Source organism: Streptomyces viridochromogenes, assembly GCF_001270495.1.
Classification (GTDB): Bacteria; Actinomycetota; Actinomycetes; order Streptomycetales; family Streptomycetaceae; genus Streptomyces; species Streptomyces viridochromogenes_A.
In genome coordinates this window covers 83,664-97,924 of sequence record NZ_LGUR01000106.1, presented here as the reverse complement: position 1 = coordinate 97,924, position 14,261 = coordinate 83,664, and the positions used below count along the sequence as shown (strand labels likewise).

Genomic DNA, 14,261 nt, shown 5'->3' with positions numbered 1-14,261 from the left:
TCGCCATGCGCCGCTACGGCAAGCACACCGACGAGGACGACATCCGCACCCGCCCGGGCCGGCGGAACACCCGACCCCGTACGAACATCCGGCCCAAGCACGAGGACGCCGCCGAGGGCATGGTCCTCACCGTCGACCGGGGTCGCCTGACCTGCCTCGTCGAGGACCGGATCGTCATGGCGATGAAGGCCCGCGAACTCGGCCGCAAGGCGGCGGTGGTCGGTGACCGGGTGGCGCTGGTCGGCGACATGTCCGGGAAGAAGGACACGCTCGCGCGGATCGTGCGGATCGAGGAGCGGACATCACTGCTGCGCCGTACCGCGGACGACGACGATCCGTACGAGCGGGTGGTCGTGGCGAACGCCGACCAACTCGCCATCGTCACCGCCCTCGCCGACCCCGAGCCGCGGCCCCGGCTGATCGACCGCTGTCTGGTGGCGGCGTTCGACGGCGGCCTGGAACCGCTGCTGGTGATGACGAAGTCGGACCTGGCTCCGCCGGACAAACTCCTTGAGCTGTACGGAGCGTTGGACATCCCGTACGTCGTCACCAGCCGGGAGGAACTGGCGGCCGGGGGCGCGGCGGACCGGGTGCGGGAGCAACTGACGGGCCGGGTCACGGCGTTCGTCGGTCACTCGGGTGTGGGCAAGACGACGCTGGTGAACGCGCTGGTACCGGAGGAACGCAGGCGTACGACGGGCCATGTGAACGCGGTGACGGGCCGGGGGCGCCACACGACGACGTCGGCGCTGGCACTGCCGTTGGCGGGAGCGGGAGCGGAGGCGGCAGCGGGCGGCTGGGTGATCGACACCCCCGGCGTCCGTTCCTTCGGCCTGGCTCATATCGACCCGTCCCGGGTGATCCACGCGTTCCCCGACCTGGAACCGGGAACCGAAGGCTGTCCCCGTGCGTGCAGTCATGACGAACCGGACTGCGCGCTGGACGACTGGGTGACGCAGGGGCACGCCGATCCCGCGCGGCTGTACTCGCTGCGGCGGCTGCTGGCGACGCGGGAGCGCACGGAAGGCGACTGAGGAGAGGGACTGAGGAAGGCAACTGAGGAAGGGGATTGACCTCCGCGTTGTTTGTCCCCCTGCGAGACCGGTAAAGGCATAATCGCACCAAGCCGAATCCAAGTCCGACCAAAGCCAGACGAACCCGATGAAGCGGTCACAGAACGCAGGGATACGGGAGGACAGCACATGGCGTGGCTGCTGGTCATCGTGGCGGGGCTGCTCGAAACCGGCTTCGCCGTCTGCCTGAAGCTGTCGCACGGCTTCAGCCGACTCTGGCCCACGGTCGCCTTCTGCATCTTCGCCCTCGGCAGTTTCGGGCTGCTGACGCTGTCGCTGAAGAAGCTGGATGTGGGGCCGGCGTACGCGGTGTGGACGGGGATCGGGGCGGCGGGTACCGCGATCTACGGGATGATCTTCCTCGGAGACATCGTGTCGACGCTGAAGATCGTGTCGATCAGCCTGGTGATCGTGGGGGTCGTCGGCCTTCAGTTGTCGGGTTCGGCCCACTGAGCCAGCTGCCGTGCCGCGGGAAAGTCAGCCCGCCAACTGCCGGTGCAGCGCACTGCGTACGAGATCGGCGACGCCGCCTTCGCCGGGCGGGGCGGCGACACAGGACAGGGCCAGTCTGACGACGAGTTCGCAGGACCGGGCGAGGTCGGCGAGGTCGGACTTGCTGATCCCGGTCCCCGGACCAGATCCAGATCCAGGTCCAGAGATAACCACTACGGCCCTGTCACGCACGATGGCCACGAAGTCACCCGGAGACGGGAGCGGCCCGTCCGCCCGTCGCTGCGCCGGTACGGCCGAGGTGGAGGGCACCGCGGACAGCGTCGGTGCGGGCAGGCGCTCGCTCCAGCAGCCGGTGAGCATGGCGCGGACCAGGGCGTTGTCGCGGGCGTGTGCGGCGGTCCACTCCGCGGTGGCGGTGAGGCGTTCCCGGGCGTCGCTGTGGGCGGTGAGGGCGCGTTCGACGCCGGCGAGGTAGCCGTCGGCTTCCCTGCGCACGAGCGCGCGGGCGAGCCCTTCCTTGCTCCCGAACTCGTTGTACAACGTCTGCCGGGACACTCCGGCCGCGGCGGCCACGTCCACCATCCGCACGGCAGACCACGGCCGACGCGCCAGCGCCGTGTACGCGGCGTCCAGCAGGGATTCCCGCGCTGCAGGCATCGTCGCCTCCCTGGGACGAGCGGCTCTGCGCCCAGATTTGACGCGCACAGGGGCACTGTCAAGGGTTCGCGAAGGTACGTGGGGGCGCGCGTTGATGCCTGCGGCGCCTGTGCGGGTTGGGTGGGGGTGCGTGTAGCGCGGTTCGGCCGGTGGGTGGGTCGGGGCCGCGCCGGGGGGTGTCCGTCCTCGGTCCGGCGGGCTGGCGTACTGCCAGGGGGTCCTGTTACTTGACACCGGACTCTGCGGGCGGACACCCCCCGACACGTCCCCTCACCGCCGTGGGCGACTGCGGGCTCGTGGGGGTACGCCATCCAGATGCCGGCATACGGCCACTTCTCGCCGCCGGCCCATCCGCCGTTCCAGGCCACGGGCCACAGCCGGCCTCGCCTCACGGCGGCCAGCGATCACGTTTCGGCGCCCGTCCAGCGATCACGTTTCGGCGCCCGTCCGGGCATCTTCAGCCCGTCCGGCGTTTGAGGACGAGGCCCCTTCAGGGCCGATGGGGGTCCAGGGGGCGGAGCCCCCTGGCGGGGTCGAAGGGGCGGAGCCCCTGGGGATGGGACGGGTAGGGGCGGCGGGGGCGAGAGAACGCGGCGGAACTTGATCCGCTGGGCCCTGTAGCCCCACCCCGACCACGACAGATAGGTTCGTTCCATGCCGGACTACCTCGACGACCTCCGCCTCGCCCACGTCCTCGCGGACAACGCCGACGCGGCCACCATGGACCGCTTCAAGGCACTCGATCTCAAGGTCGAGACCAAGCCGGACATGACCCCGGTGAGCGAGGCCGACAAGGCCGCCGAGGAGCTGATCCGCGGACAGCTCCAGCGGGCCCGCCCGAGAGACGCGATCCTCGGCGAGGAGTACGGCATCGAGGGCACGGGCCCCCGCCGCTGGGTCATCGACCCGATCGACGGCACCAAGAACTACGTACGCGGCGTCCCGGTCTGGGCCACCCTCATCTCCCTGATGGAGGCGGGAGAGGGCGGTTACCAGCCGGTAGTCGGCGTCGTCTCCGCCCCCGCCCTCGGACGCCGCTGGTGGGCAGCCAAGGGTCACGGCGCCTTCACCGGCCGCAGCCTCTCGTCCGCGACCCGGCTACAGGTCTCCCGTGTCTCGAAGCTGACGGACGCCTCGTTCGCGTACTCCTCGCTCAGCGGCTGGGAGGAGCAGGGCCGCCTCGGCGGCTTCCTCGACCTCACACGCGAGGTGTGGCGCACGCGCGCGTACGGCGACTTCTGGCCGTACATGATGGTCGCCGAGGGTTCGGTGGACATCTGCGCGGAGCCGGAGTTGTCCCTGTGGGACATGGCCGCCACCGCGATCGTCGTGACGGAGGCCGGGGGCACCTTCACCGGCCTCGACGGCCGCCCCGGCCCGCACAGCGGCAACGCCGCCGCCTCGAACGGCCTCCTGCACGACGAGTTCCTCGGGTACCTCAACGAGCGCTGCTGAAGCCGACTACGTTCGGCGCAAAGCCTGTTTGCCCTGATGGCTACCTTGGGTAGTCAGGAGTGTTGACGCAGAGAATCTCCCGATTCCTATCTGCGAATCGCCTCGCAGAGTCTGCGGGGCACACTCTCAGCGGGGCGCAACTGCCCACACCGCCAAGGCAGTCGATCACCGCGAGCGCTGCTGAGCGCCCCCTTGTTGACCCCCTCTTTACCTGTCACTCTGAGAGTCCCCCCACTTGTGAATTTGTGAAATCCTGAACAAACGGTGCGGGGGCACTTCAGGAGGTGGCTCCATCCATGCTCGTACGTGACGCCATGAGCACCGTGGTCCTCACCATCGGCCCCACCCACACCCTTCGCCAGGCCGCGGCACTGATGGCCGCCCGTCGGATCGGCGCGGCCGTGGTCCACGACCCCGACGCCGGCGGCATCGGCATCCTCACCGAACGCGACATCCTCAACTCCGTCGGCCTCGGACAGAACCCGGACACCGAACGCGCCCACGACCACACCACCAACAACGTCGTGTTCGCCGCCCCGTCATGGACCCTGGAGGAGGCGGCCCGCGCCATGGCGCACGGCGGCTTCCGGCATCTGATCGTGCTGGATCACGACGAGCCGGTGGGCATCGTCTCGGTCCGCGACATCATCCGCTGCTGGGCCCCCGTACGGCAGCACGCGCCGGCCTAGGAAGCGACCCGAACGACGGCACGCGAAACGGGCCGGGCTCCCGAAGGAACCCGGCCCGAAGTCGTCGCCCGCTCCGCGGAAGCTATACTGGACTTTGTCCAACTAAAGTCGAGATCCAAAGTCACATCCATTCGGAACCTGGTCCACCTGCTGTTAAGGTGGTCTCCATGAGTGACCTTCTGGAACGGCTGCGCGGACGCGGATGGCGGATGACCGCGCAGCGGCGCGTCGTGGCCGAGGTCCTCGCCGGCGATCACGTCCATCTGACGGCCGACGAGGTGCACGCCCGGGCCGTCGCCAAGCTGCCCGAGATCTCCCGCGCGACCGTCTACAACACGCTGGGCGAGCTGGTCACGCTCGGCGAGGTGCTCGAGGTCTCCACCGACAAGCGCGCCAAGCGGTACGACCCGAACGCCCACCGGCCCCACCACCACCTGGTCTGCGCCCAGTGCGGCGCGATCCGGGACGTCCACCCGACGGGCAACCCGATGGCCGACCTCCCCGACTCCGAGCGCTTCGGCTTCACGGTCTCGGACGTCGAGGTGACATACCGCGGCACCTGCCCGAACTGCGCGAAGGCCTGAGCCCCGCCTCACCCCGAGCCCCGGCACCGGTGAGTGCCGGGGCTTTGTGCCGTCCGCATCGCATCGCATCGCCCGGCGGGTGCCCCTGCGGACGGGGTTCCCGAATCTGACGGACCGTCATATGGTCAACGGCACCCACACGTCCGTTCCGCACTCCGCGAGGAGACCGAAGTGGGAGAGCCGCATTCGCCGTATCCAAAACTCAAGGCCCACAACCTCACCCGCGCCTTCGGCCGAACCCCCCACACGGTCCACGCCCTCGGCCCCCTCGATCTGACCGTCGCCCCCGGCGAGTTCGTCTGTGTCGTCGGCCCGTCCGGCTGCGGCAAGTCCACGCTGCTGCGGATCACCGCGGGCCTGCTCCGCCCCAGCACCGGCACCCTGGAGATCCGCACCGCCGACCGGCGCCCGGCTGCCATGATCTTCCAGGACTACGGCATCTACGACTGGAAGACCGTCCGCGCGAACGTCCGCTTCGGCCTGGACATCCAACGCGTCCCCCGTCGCGAGGCGAACGCCCGCGCCGAGGACTGGCTGGCCCGCATGGGCCTGTCGGACTTCGCGGACGCCTACCCGGCCACCCTCTCCGGCGGCATGCGCCAGCGCGTGGCGATCGCCCGGGCGCTGGCGGTCGAGCCCGAACTGCTGCTGATGGACGAGCCGTTCGCCGCGCTCGACGCCCAGCTCCGCACGATCCTCCAGGACGAGCTCCTGGACATCACCCAGACCCTGAGGACGACCACGCTCTTCATCACCCACAGCCTGGAGGAGGCGATCGTCCTCGGTGACCGCGTGCTGGTCATGTCCGCCCGCCCGGGCCGGATCATCGCCGAGCGCCGCCCGCCCTTCCCGCGCCCGCGCACCGGCGACATCCGCGCCACACCGGAGTTCACGGCATTGAAGAGCGAGCTCTGGGATCTGCTGCGGAAGGAGGCCGTACCGGCATGACGACACTCGCGAAGCCACCCACCGAGTCGGTCCTGGTCCGCCGCCCGGGCCCGCAGGAACTCCACGCCGCCCGCACGCACCGCCGCAGGCGCGCCCTGGAGCTGTCACTGGCGGTCGCCGTGCCTCTCTTCCTCATCCTCCTGTGGCAACTGGCCGCGACCCGGGCCTGGATCGACGATCGCGTGTACCCGGCCCCGTCCACGATCCTCGCCGACGGCTGGGACCGGGCCGCGGCCGGCGACCTGTGGCCGGACGTATGGGCGACGCTGAAGCGCGTCCTGGCGGGATACGCGGTCGGCACGGCGGCGGGCTACGTCCTGGGCCTGCTGATGGGTTCCCTGTCCCTGGTGCGTGCGGCACTGGAGCCGCTGCTGGACGCGCTGTACGTCGTACCGAAACTGGCCCTCCTGCCGATCTTCCTGAACATGTTCGGCCTGGGCGAGGGCCCGCAGGTGGCCCTGGTGGCGGCGACGGTGTTCTTCTTCGTCTGGATCTCGACCATGTCCGCGGTCATGTCCGTCCCCTCCGGCCACCGCGACGCCGGGCAGGTCTTCGGTGCCTCCCCGTGGCAGATGTTCCGCCACGTCCTGCTGCCGGCGTCCCTGCCGTCGGTCCTGGTGGGCGCACGGATCGCGGCGGGCGTGGCGGTCCTGGTCATCGTCGCGTCGGAGCAGATCGCCGCGGCCGACGGCCTGGGCCACCTGATCTTCGACTCACGCGCGCTCTTCCAGAACGACGTGATGTTCGTCGGCATCGTCTGCGTCGCGATCCTGGGCGTGCTCTTCTCCGAACTGATCCGCTTCGCCGGGCGCCTGCTCACCCCGTGGGCCCCCAGGGACCGAGGCAGGGGCCAGTCATGAGCAGGAGGACGCGCGTCTACGGCGTGGTCGTCGCCGCCGGAGCACTGCTGGCGTCGGCCGCGTGCTCGTCGCCGTACGAGTCGGACTCCTCGCCCAAGGCGGCCGCCGGACAACGCACCGTTCGCCCGGTGGAGGGTTGCGGCGCCAAGTCCTGGACCGACCCGAAAGACCTCTCCCCGAACCGCCCACCGGCCCGCTGCCTCCCCGGAGCCCCTCCCCCACGGCCGCTGCCCGAGCCCCGCGAGCTGACGATCGCGACGGGAACACTGAGCGCCGAATACGTGGCGCCCCTGCAAGTCGCGCTCGACAAGGGCGAGTTCGAGAAGGAGGGCCTGGACGTCGAGCTGAAGGTCCTGCCGACCCCGGACGCACTTCCCCTGCTGGCCAAGGGGGACATCGACGCCCTGTGGGCGGCCCCGGAGGCCGCGGTCATGAACGGCATCAAGGGCGGCTTCGACATCAAGTGGGTCGCGGGGAACTTCTCGCCCGACCCCAAGTCGAAGAGCGGGCTGTGGGCGCGTCTGAAGGAGGGCGAGAGCGCGAGCCGCGTCGCCATGGCCGGCCGCAGGCTGGGCACGATGATCGGCAAGGGTTCGGTCATCGCGTACCCCATGGAGCGGGCGCTGGAGCGGCACGGCGGCGGCCTGGCCGACATCCAGTCCAGCAACTCGGCTCGGCCGACGTCCTCACCGCCCTGCGGAACGGCGGCGTCGACTCGGCATGGCTCCTGGATCCGGTCTGGCGCAAGGTGGACGGCAAGCAGGGCTACGCCTTCCTGGGAGGTCAGCCGCAGGGCGAACCACTGGGCGGCATGCTGTACGGCCCCGCCCTGCTCCAGGACGACGTGGACGCGGGCGTGGCACTCCTCAGGGCCTACATCCGCACGGTGAACACGTACTTCGCCTCGGACTACAAGCGGGATGCGACCTTCGTCACCTATCTGTCGAAGCTCCTGAAGTCGGAGGAATCCATCCTCAAGTCCACCCCGCCCCTCCGCATGGACTGGGAAATCCGCTCCGGCACGACAACCCGGCTCCAGTCGGCCTACGACGCCCAGGGCGCGGCGGAGGGCAGCCCGCTCCCGGAGTCACGGACAGTGAACCGCACGCTGTACGAGGAGGCTGCGGGGCACGCGCCCTGACATCTCCGGTGAGTACATCAACCACATCAAACACACCTAGGGCCGGAACCCTTATGGATTCCGGCCCCAGGCCTTCAGTAGCGGGGACAGGATTTGAACCTGCGACCTCTGGGTTATGAGCCCAGCGAGCTACCGAGCTGCTCCACCCCGCGTCGATGAATGGAACACTACGTCAACCATGCGGACAGAGGCAAATCGCTTCCAGCCTGGCCAGGATCGAAGGCGCGCAGCCCCTTCGAGGAATGGGACGAGTAGGGGCGGCGGGGGCGAGCCCCGCGGCGGCGACCGCGGCGGGCGGGCACCGCCGAACTCATCCCACCGCGACAACACCGCCCCGCCCAGCGCAGCGCAACGTCACGCCGAGAGTTCCTCCCGCAGTGCGTCCCGCAACCTCGCCGCCCGCCGCGCGACCTCCGCCGGCCCCAGCGCCACCGCCCGGTCGGCCCACCGCTGCCCCTCCGCCAGCTCACCGCGACGCGCGTAGACCAGGGCGAGCCGCAACGCCGACCGCCCGTGACCGGCGTCAGCCGCCCGCGTCCACCACACCGCGGCCTCCGGCTCACTCCCCTCCCGGGCCAGCAGCAGCCCCAGATTGAAGGCACCGTTCCGCGACCCCGCCTCCGCGGCCTCCCGGTACCACCGAGCCGCCTCCACCACGTCACCCCGGGCCGCGGCCAGCATCCCCACCCGCACCTGCGCCCGCCGGTGCCCCTGGGACGCCGCCCGCTCGTACCACTCCTCGCACTCGGTCTTCTCGTGCACCGTCTCCCCGAGCTCATGCGCGGGCTCCGGCGGCCGACGAGCGTCCAGCACGGTCGCCAGCCGATACGCGGCCTCCCCGCTGCCGGCCCCGGCCGCGCGCCGCAGATGCCGCTCCGCGGCGTGCTCGTCCCCGTCCCGCAGCCGCGCGATCCCGACCTGCAGCGCCGCCTCCGTGTGCCCGGCGGCGGCAGCCCGCTCGTACCAGCGCAGCGCGGCCCGCTCCTCGCCCCGGCCTGCGTGCAGGATCCCCAGGTTGAACGCGGCGTCCACGCTCCCGGCCTCGGCGGCCTTGGAGAACCACGGCTCGGCACCCGCCGTGTCCCCGCCCTGAAGCAGCAGGATCGCCAGCGCGTTCGCCGCCTCGCGGTGCCCGGCGTATGCCGCCCGCCGGTACCACTGCTCGGCCTGTGCGGTGCGGCCCTGCTCGGCGCAGAGCAGCCCGAGGTTGTACGCGCCGTTCACATCGCCTGCGTCCATCGCGGCCCGGTACCACCGCTCGGCGGTCTGTGTCTGACCACGCTCGGCGTGCAGCGCGCCCAGCGCGTTCGCCGCGTTGCCGTCACCGTCCTGCGCGGCCCGCAGCCACCACACAGCGGCACTCTCGGTGTCCCCGGCGTCCCGCAGCAGGAACCCGAGCGCACAGGCGGCCCGCGCCTCCCCGTCCTTGGCGGACGTGAGGTACCAGCGCCCCGCCTCCTTGAGCTCCCCGCGCTTCTCCAGGATCGCCCCGAGGTGCAACGCGGCCCTGCGGTGCCCGCGCGCGGCGGCCTGCCGGTACCACTGCTCGGCCTCCTCCAGCAGCGCCTCGTCCGGGGCGACACCGTTGTCGGATCCGTCCTCGCCCGTCCGCACCGCCTGCCGGTCGAGCGCACGTGCCAGCCGGTACGCCGCCTCCCGGTGCCCACGCTCGGCCGCGGCCCGCATCCACCGCTCGGCCCCGTCGTCGCTGCGGTGCTCCAGCAGATCGGCGAGCGCGTACGCGCCCAGCGCGTGTCCCTGCTCGGCGGACTGCCGCAGCCAGTACTCGGCGGCCGGCTCGTCGCCGCGCTCGCGGTGATGGCGGCCCAGCGCGTGCGCGGCCGCGGCCGACCCCGCGACGGCGGCGATCCGCCACCATCCGGCGGCCTCGTCGGCGTATCCGCGCTGGTGGAGAAGGACTCCCAGGTTGTTGGCCGCGGCGCGGTCCCCCGCGGCGGTGGCGGCCCGCAGGTGGGACTCGGCACCGTCGAGATCACCGCGGCGCAGCAGCATGGCGCCGAGGACGCTCATGGCCTCGACGTCACCGGCCTCGGCGGCGAGGAGCTGCCGCGCCTCCTCGGCGACCTCGCCGGTCTCGTCCGGGTCCGTGGGCCGGTCGAGGGCGAGGTCGCCCTCCGGCTGCACGAGCTCACCCACCGGTTGCGAGGCACCGTCCGTCGGCCGCGCCAAATCGCCCGTCGGCTGCACAAAGTCGGCAGGCTGCACAAACCGCCCTGTCTCCAACAGAGTTGCCTTGTCCCCCATAACGTCCATCGTCGCACCACCTGCAACCTGGGTACACCTGGTATACCGCAGCCAGTGAGGTCACTTCAGCGTTTTGTCGACATGCCCACAGAGAGACAAGTCAAACACAGTTCTCCCAACTCCCCACGGCGGCACGACTGTCCTGCTCCCCGGCACATGCGTTCGCACACCACAAAGGCCCGGATCCTCTGGAGGATCCGGGCCTTCGCTGTCGTACGAAATGTTCGCCGACTTCAGTAGCGGGGACAGGATTTGAACCTGCGACCTCTGGGTTATGAGCCCAGCGAGCTACCGAGCTGCTCCACCCCGCGCCGTTGCTCGGCAACCGTATCACGGCGCGGGGTGGACTATTCGATCAACCGGCGTCCCTAACCGCTGGTGGGGCTGCCGGACGGGCTCGGACTCGAACTCGGGCTCGCGCCGCCGCCACTGTTGCCGCCGCCGTCGCCGCCGGTCTTGTCCGCCTGAGCCTGCGCGTCCTCGGCCCGCTTCAGCGCGTCCTCGAGGTCCTCCTGCGCCCGGCCGTACGCCTCCCAGTCGCCCTTCTTCAGGGCTTCCTGGCCGGCTTCGAAGGCCTTCTGGGCGTCGTTGAGCGCCTCTTGGACATTCGGGTTGCTGGACGTCGGCGGAGGCGTCGTACCGCCGCCGTCCTCATCGCCCTCGTCCGGTGGCTCGGTGGTCGGGCCCTCCGCTCCGAAGACCTTGTTGAGGGCCTCGCCGAGCGTGTCCTCGAAGGCGGTGGTGCCTCCGTAGGAGACCAGCACCTTCCGCAGCAGCGGGTACTTGAGTCCGCCACCGCGCACGTAGACCGGCTCCACATAGAGCAGTCCGCCGTCCAGCGGGACCGCCAGCAGGTTGCCGTACTCGACCTCCGAGTCGCCGCCTCTCAGCAGCCTGATGGTCTCGGCGATGTTCTGTTCGGAGTTGAACTGGCTCTGAACCTGACTGGGCCCGTTGACCGTGGTGTTGGTCGGCAGTTTCAGAACTCTGATCTTGCCGTAGTCGCTGGTGCCCGCCTCGGCGTCGACGGCCATGAAGGCGCTGAGGTTGTCCCGGCCGTTCGGCGTGAACGTCGTCGTCAGCGAGAACGCCTGCGCCGCCTGGTCCGGCATCTTCATGCTCAGGTAGTACGGCGGCACCGCGCTGCCCGACTTGTTGGTCGGGTCGTCCGGAACCTGCCAGACCTCGCTGCCGCTGAGGAACGTCGTCGCGTCCTTCACGTGGTAGCGGGTGAGCAGCTCGCGCTGGACCTTGAACAGGTCCTGCGGGTAGCGCAGATGGGCCATCAGCGACTTCGAGATCTCGCCCTTCGACTCCACCGTGCCCGGGAACGCCTTCATCCAGGTCTTCAGGACCGGGTCCTTGGTGTCCCACTGGTAGAGCTTGACGTCGCCGGTGTACGCGTCGACGGTCGCCTTCACCGAGTTGCGGATGTAGTTGACCTGGTTCTGCTGGGCCACGACCGCCCGCTGGTCGTTCGTAGCGGTCAGCGAGTCCGCCGTCGTGTCACCGAGGGTCGTGCGGGAGGAGTACGGGTAGCCGTTCGTCGTCGTGTACGCGTCGACGATCCACTGGATACGGCCGTCCACGACCGCCGGGTAGGCGTCACCGTCGATGGTCAGCCACGGGGCGACCGCCTCGACGCGCTCCTTGGGCGTGCGGTTGTACAGAATGCGCGAGCCGTCGCCGATCGCACCGGAGTACAGGATCTGCGGCTCGCCGAACGCCACCGCGTACGCGGCCCGGTTCACCGGGTTGGAGAGACTGACCCCGCTGTCGGCCTTGTAGCTGTAGGTCTTCTCACCACTGTCGTCGGAGTAGTCGATCTCCTTCTGGGGACCGCCGACGATCGAGTACATGGTGGTCTTCTCGCCGTAGTAGACCCGCTGCTCGTACGTCCCGAGGTCGCCCTTTGACGGCAGGTCGGACTCGGTGAAGTCCGGTCGGCCCTGGGAGTCGGCGTTGGTGCCCTCGGCGGCGACCACGCCGTAGCCGTGGGTGTAACGGAAGTGGTCATTGATCCAGTTCCGCTTCGGAATGCCGTTGAGGTTGATCTCACGCAGACCGATGACGGTGTCCTGGTCCTTGCCGTCCTTGGCGTACCGGTCGACGTCCAGGTTGGTCGGGAACGCGTAGTAGTTCCTGATCTGCTGGAGCTGCTGGAACGTCGGCGAGACGATGTTCGGGTCCAGGATCCGGATGCTCGCCGTGGAGTCCACGTCGTCACGCAGCTGGGTCTTGTCCTCGGTCTTGCTCGTGCCCGGGTACTCGGTGACCTTGGTGCCGTCGATGCCGTAGGCCTCGCGCGTCGCCTTGAGGTTCTTGTCGACGTACGGCGCTTCCTTGGCCTGCTCGTTGGGCTGGACCTGGAACTTCTGGACGATCGCGGGGTACAGGCCGCCGATGAGGATCGCCGAGAGCACCATCAGGCCGAAGCCGATGACGGGCAGCTGCCAGGTGCGCCGCCACAGGGTGGCGAAGAACAGCAGCGCGCAGATGACGGCGATGCAGAACAGGATCGTCTTGGCCGGCAGATAGGCGTTGGCGTCGACGTACCTGAGGCCCGTCCAGTTGTCGGTCGCCTTGAAGTCGCTGGACTTCACCGCGAGCCCGTACCGGTCGAGCCAGTAGGCGACCGCCTTCAGGGCGACGAAGATGCCGATGAGGACCGACAGATGGCCGGTGGCCGCGGCCGTGGCGCGCGCACCCGGGCTGGTGATGCGCAGCCCGCCGTACAGGTAGTGGGTGAGCGCGGCTGCGATCACGGAGAGGATCGCGGCGGCGAAGCCGAAGCCGAGCAGGAAGCGGTACCAGGGCAGGTCGAAGGCGTAGAAGCCGACGTCGAGGTGGAACTGCGGGTCCTTCTCGCCGAACGGCACGCCGTTGACCCACATCAGCCACGTCCGCCACTGGCTGGAGGCGGAGGCGCCGGCGATCAGGCCGACCAGGGCGGTGATCGCGAGCAGCAGCCACTTCTTGTACGGCGCGATGCCCATGCGGTAGCGGTCGAGGCTCTGCTGCTCCATCGACATGGCGCTCAGCGGCGGGCGCAGCCGGTGCGCCAGCCAGATGTTGAAGCCGACCGCGAGGGCCATCAGCAGACCGAAGACGAAGAAGAGTCCGATCTTCGTCCACAGCGTGGTCGTGAACACCGACGAGTAGTTCACCGACCGGTACCAGAGCCAGTCCGTCCAGAAGCCCGCGAACATGGTGAACGCCATGCCGAGGACGGCGAGGACGCCCAGTGTCATGAGCAGCGTCCGGACACGCCGGGACGGTCGGCCCACTCTGATCCGTGGCCCGGTCGGGCCTCCGCCGCGGTCCGGCATCTGGAAAGCCAAGGTTCGCACCCCGAGGTTCGCTGTTGATCCGTCAGGCCCGCGTCTTCGTGGACCCCTCGTGGCCCCCCGTGATCGCGGGCCCACACCTATGCAACTTACTCACCGTTTACTCAGTTCCCGATTCCGCCCAGGAACGAGGCAGGATTGTGACCATGTCCAACACTCCCATGGCGGCGAGCCCGCTCACCCGGGCCGTTCTCGAGATCGACGAGTACGCCTCCGGCCTCGGCTGGGACCAGCCCGCCCGCCTTTTCGCCCTCGTAGACACCGCACGGCTGCGGGCCCAGGAACCCGGCCTCGCCGCCCAGCTCGGCCTGGGGGACGAGCAGGAGTCCTCCGGCCTGACCCCGATCGAGCAGGACGAAATTGAAACGGGCAAGGCGCTCGACGAGTTCCTCGGCACCATCGCCTGGCCCGACGCGGTGGTCGGCTGCGCCCTCACCGTCGAGCGGCTGATGCTGCCCCCGTCCGCCGAGGCCCAGGTCCCGGAGGGGCTCAGCGATGCCAAGCTCGCGAAGTGGGTGGCGGAACACCCCGACCGTCAGGAGGTCCGCATGACGGTCGCGGTCCTGCGCGACGGCGCCCGCGAATCGGCCCTGCGGCTACGCGAGAAGGACACCCCGACGGAGGTCCTCACCGGCCCGGACCTGATCCCGGGTCTGGCGGAGGCGCTGGCGGCGACGTTCGAGGACTGAGACCTTCCGGTACGGCACCGGCTCTCGTACGGCAGTGGGGGCGCCCATGAGGTGAAGGGCGCCCCCACTGCCGTGCGCTCGATGCCTGTTCCCTCTGCTC

The 14,261-nt window shown here is 69.9% G+C and carries 11 protein-coding genes, 2 tRNA genes and 1 pseudogene; 9 read left to right on the top strand and 5 right to left on the bottom strand.

All coding sequences use genetic code 11. The annotated features are described in order from the left end of the window. The first annotated feature begins 5 nt into the window (after positions 1 to 5). Positions 6 to 1,034, top strand: coding sequence for a ribosome small subunit-dependent GTPase A (rsgA, locus tag ADK36_RS11285; protein WP_048582107.1), 1,029 nt, complete (start codon positions 6 to 8; stop codon positions 1,032 to 1,034). A 168-nt stretch (positions 1,035 to 1,202) separates the two neighbouring features. Beyond that, positions 1,203 to 1,526, top strand: a complete 324-nt coding sequence (locus ADK36_RS11280; RefSeq protein ID WP_030052453.1) for a DMT family transporter — start codon at positions 1,203 to 1,205, stop codon at positions 1,524 to 1,526. A 24-nt stretch (positions 1,527 to 1,550) separates the two neighbouring features. Here the strand turns inward: ADK36_RS11280 and ADK36_RS11275 are convergent, their stop codons facing one another. Beyond that, positions 1,551 to 2,183, bottom strand: a complete 633-nt coding sequence (locus ADK36_RS11275) for a TetR/AcrR family transcriptional regulator (protein WP_048582108.1) — start codon at positions 2,181 to 2,183, stop codon at positions 1,551 to 1,553. Positions 2,184 to 2,837: 654 nt separating this feature from the next. Between ADK36_RS11275 and hisN the strand changes: the two genes are divergently transcribed. The 6 genes and pseudogenes from hisN (at position 2,838) to ADK36_RS47840 (ending at position 7,860) form a co-directional block, all read left to right on the top strand. Then, a complete protein-coding gene (hisN, locus tag ADK36_RS11270; protein WP_048582109.1) occupies positions 2,838 to 3,638 on the top strand; it encodes a histidinol-phosphatase in 801 nt (266 codons plus the stop codon). Between the two features lie 296 nt (positions 3,639 to 3,934). Then, positions 3,935 to 4,327: a CBS domain-containing protein gene (locus ADK36_RS11265; RefSeq protein WP_048582110.1), complete on the top strand. Its 393-nt coding sequence runs from the start codon at positions 3,935 to 3,937 to the stop codon at positions 4,325 to 4,327. A gap of 167 nt (positions 4,328 to 4,494) precedes the next feature. Continuing rightward, positions 4,495 to 4,911: a Fur family transcriptional regulator gene (locus tag ADK36_RS11260; RefSeq protein ID WP_048582111.1), complete on the top strand. Its 417-nt coding sequence runs from the start codon at positions 4,495 to 4,497 to the stop codon at positions 4,909 to 4,911. A gap of 171 nt (positions 4,912 to 5,082) precedes the next feature. Beyond that, complete coding sequence (locus tag ADK36_RS11255; RefSeq protein WP_048582112.1) at positions 5,083 to 5,859, top strand: ABC transporter ATP-binding protein; 777 nt, start codon at positions 5,083 to 5,085, stop codon at positions 5,857 to 5,859. Next, positions 5,856 to 6,719 (top strand): ABC transporter permease, encoded by an 864-nt coding sequence (locus ADK36_RS11250; RefSeq protein ID WP_048582113.1) that lies wholly within the window; start codon positions 5,856 to 5,858, stop codon positions 6,717 to 6,719. Before ADK36_RS11255 ends, ADK36_RS11250 begins: the two co-directional genes overlap by 4 nt. After that, positions 6,716 to 7,860: pseudogene (locus tag ADK36_RS47840) on the top strand (ABC transporter substrate-binding protein). Before ADK36_RS11250 ends, ADK36_RS47840 begins: the two are co-directional and overlap by 4 nt. A 78-nt stretch (positions 7,861 to 7,938) precedes the next feature. Here ADK36_RS47840 and ADK36_RS11240 read toward each other — a convergent pair. The 4 genes from ADK36_RS11240 to ADK36_RS11225 all read right to left on the bottom strand — a co-directional run bounded on the left by ADK36_RS11240 (position 7,939) and on the right by ADK36_RS11225 (position 13,454). Then, positions 7,939 to 8,012, bottom strand: a tRNA-Met gene (locus ADK36_RS11240). 202 nt (positions 8,013 to 8,214) lie between these two features. Next, on the bottom strand, positions 8,215 to 10,134 hold the full coding sequence (locus tag ADK36_RS11235; RefSeq protein WP_234329738.1) for a tetratricopeptide repeat protein: 1,920 nt from the start codon (positions 10,132 to 10,134) through the stop codon (positions 8,215 to 8,217). A gap of 228 nt (positions 10,135 to 10,362) precedes the next feature. Further along, positions 10,363 to 10,436, bottom strand: a tRNA-Met gene (locus ADK36_RS11230). 57 nt (positions 10,437 to 10,493) lie between these two features. Continuing rightward, positions 10,494 to 13,454 carry a UPF0182 family protein gene (locus tag ADK36_RS11225; RefSeq protein WP_078942674.1) on the bottom strand — a complete coding sequence of 987 codons (2,961 nt, stop codon included), beginning with the start codon at positions 13,452 to 13,454 and terminating at the stop codon, positions 10,494 to 10,496. Positions 13,455 to 13,618: 164 nt separating this feature from the next. On the opposite strand from ADK36_RS11225, the gene ADK36_RS11220 reads away from it, so the two are divergent. Next, entirely contained in the window at positions 13,619 to 14,161 is a 543-nt protein-coding gene (locus tag ADK36_RS11220; RefSeq protein WP_048582117.1) for a PPA1309 family protein, read from the top strand. Positions 14,162 to 14,261 lie beyond the last annotated feature (100 nt).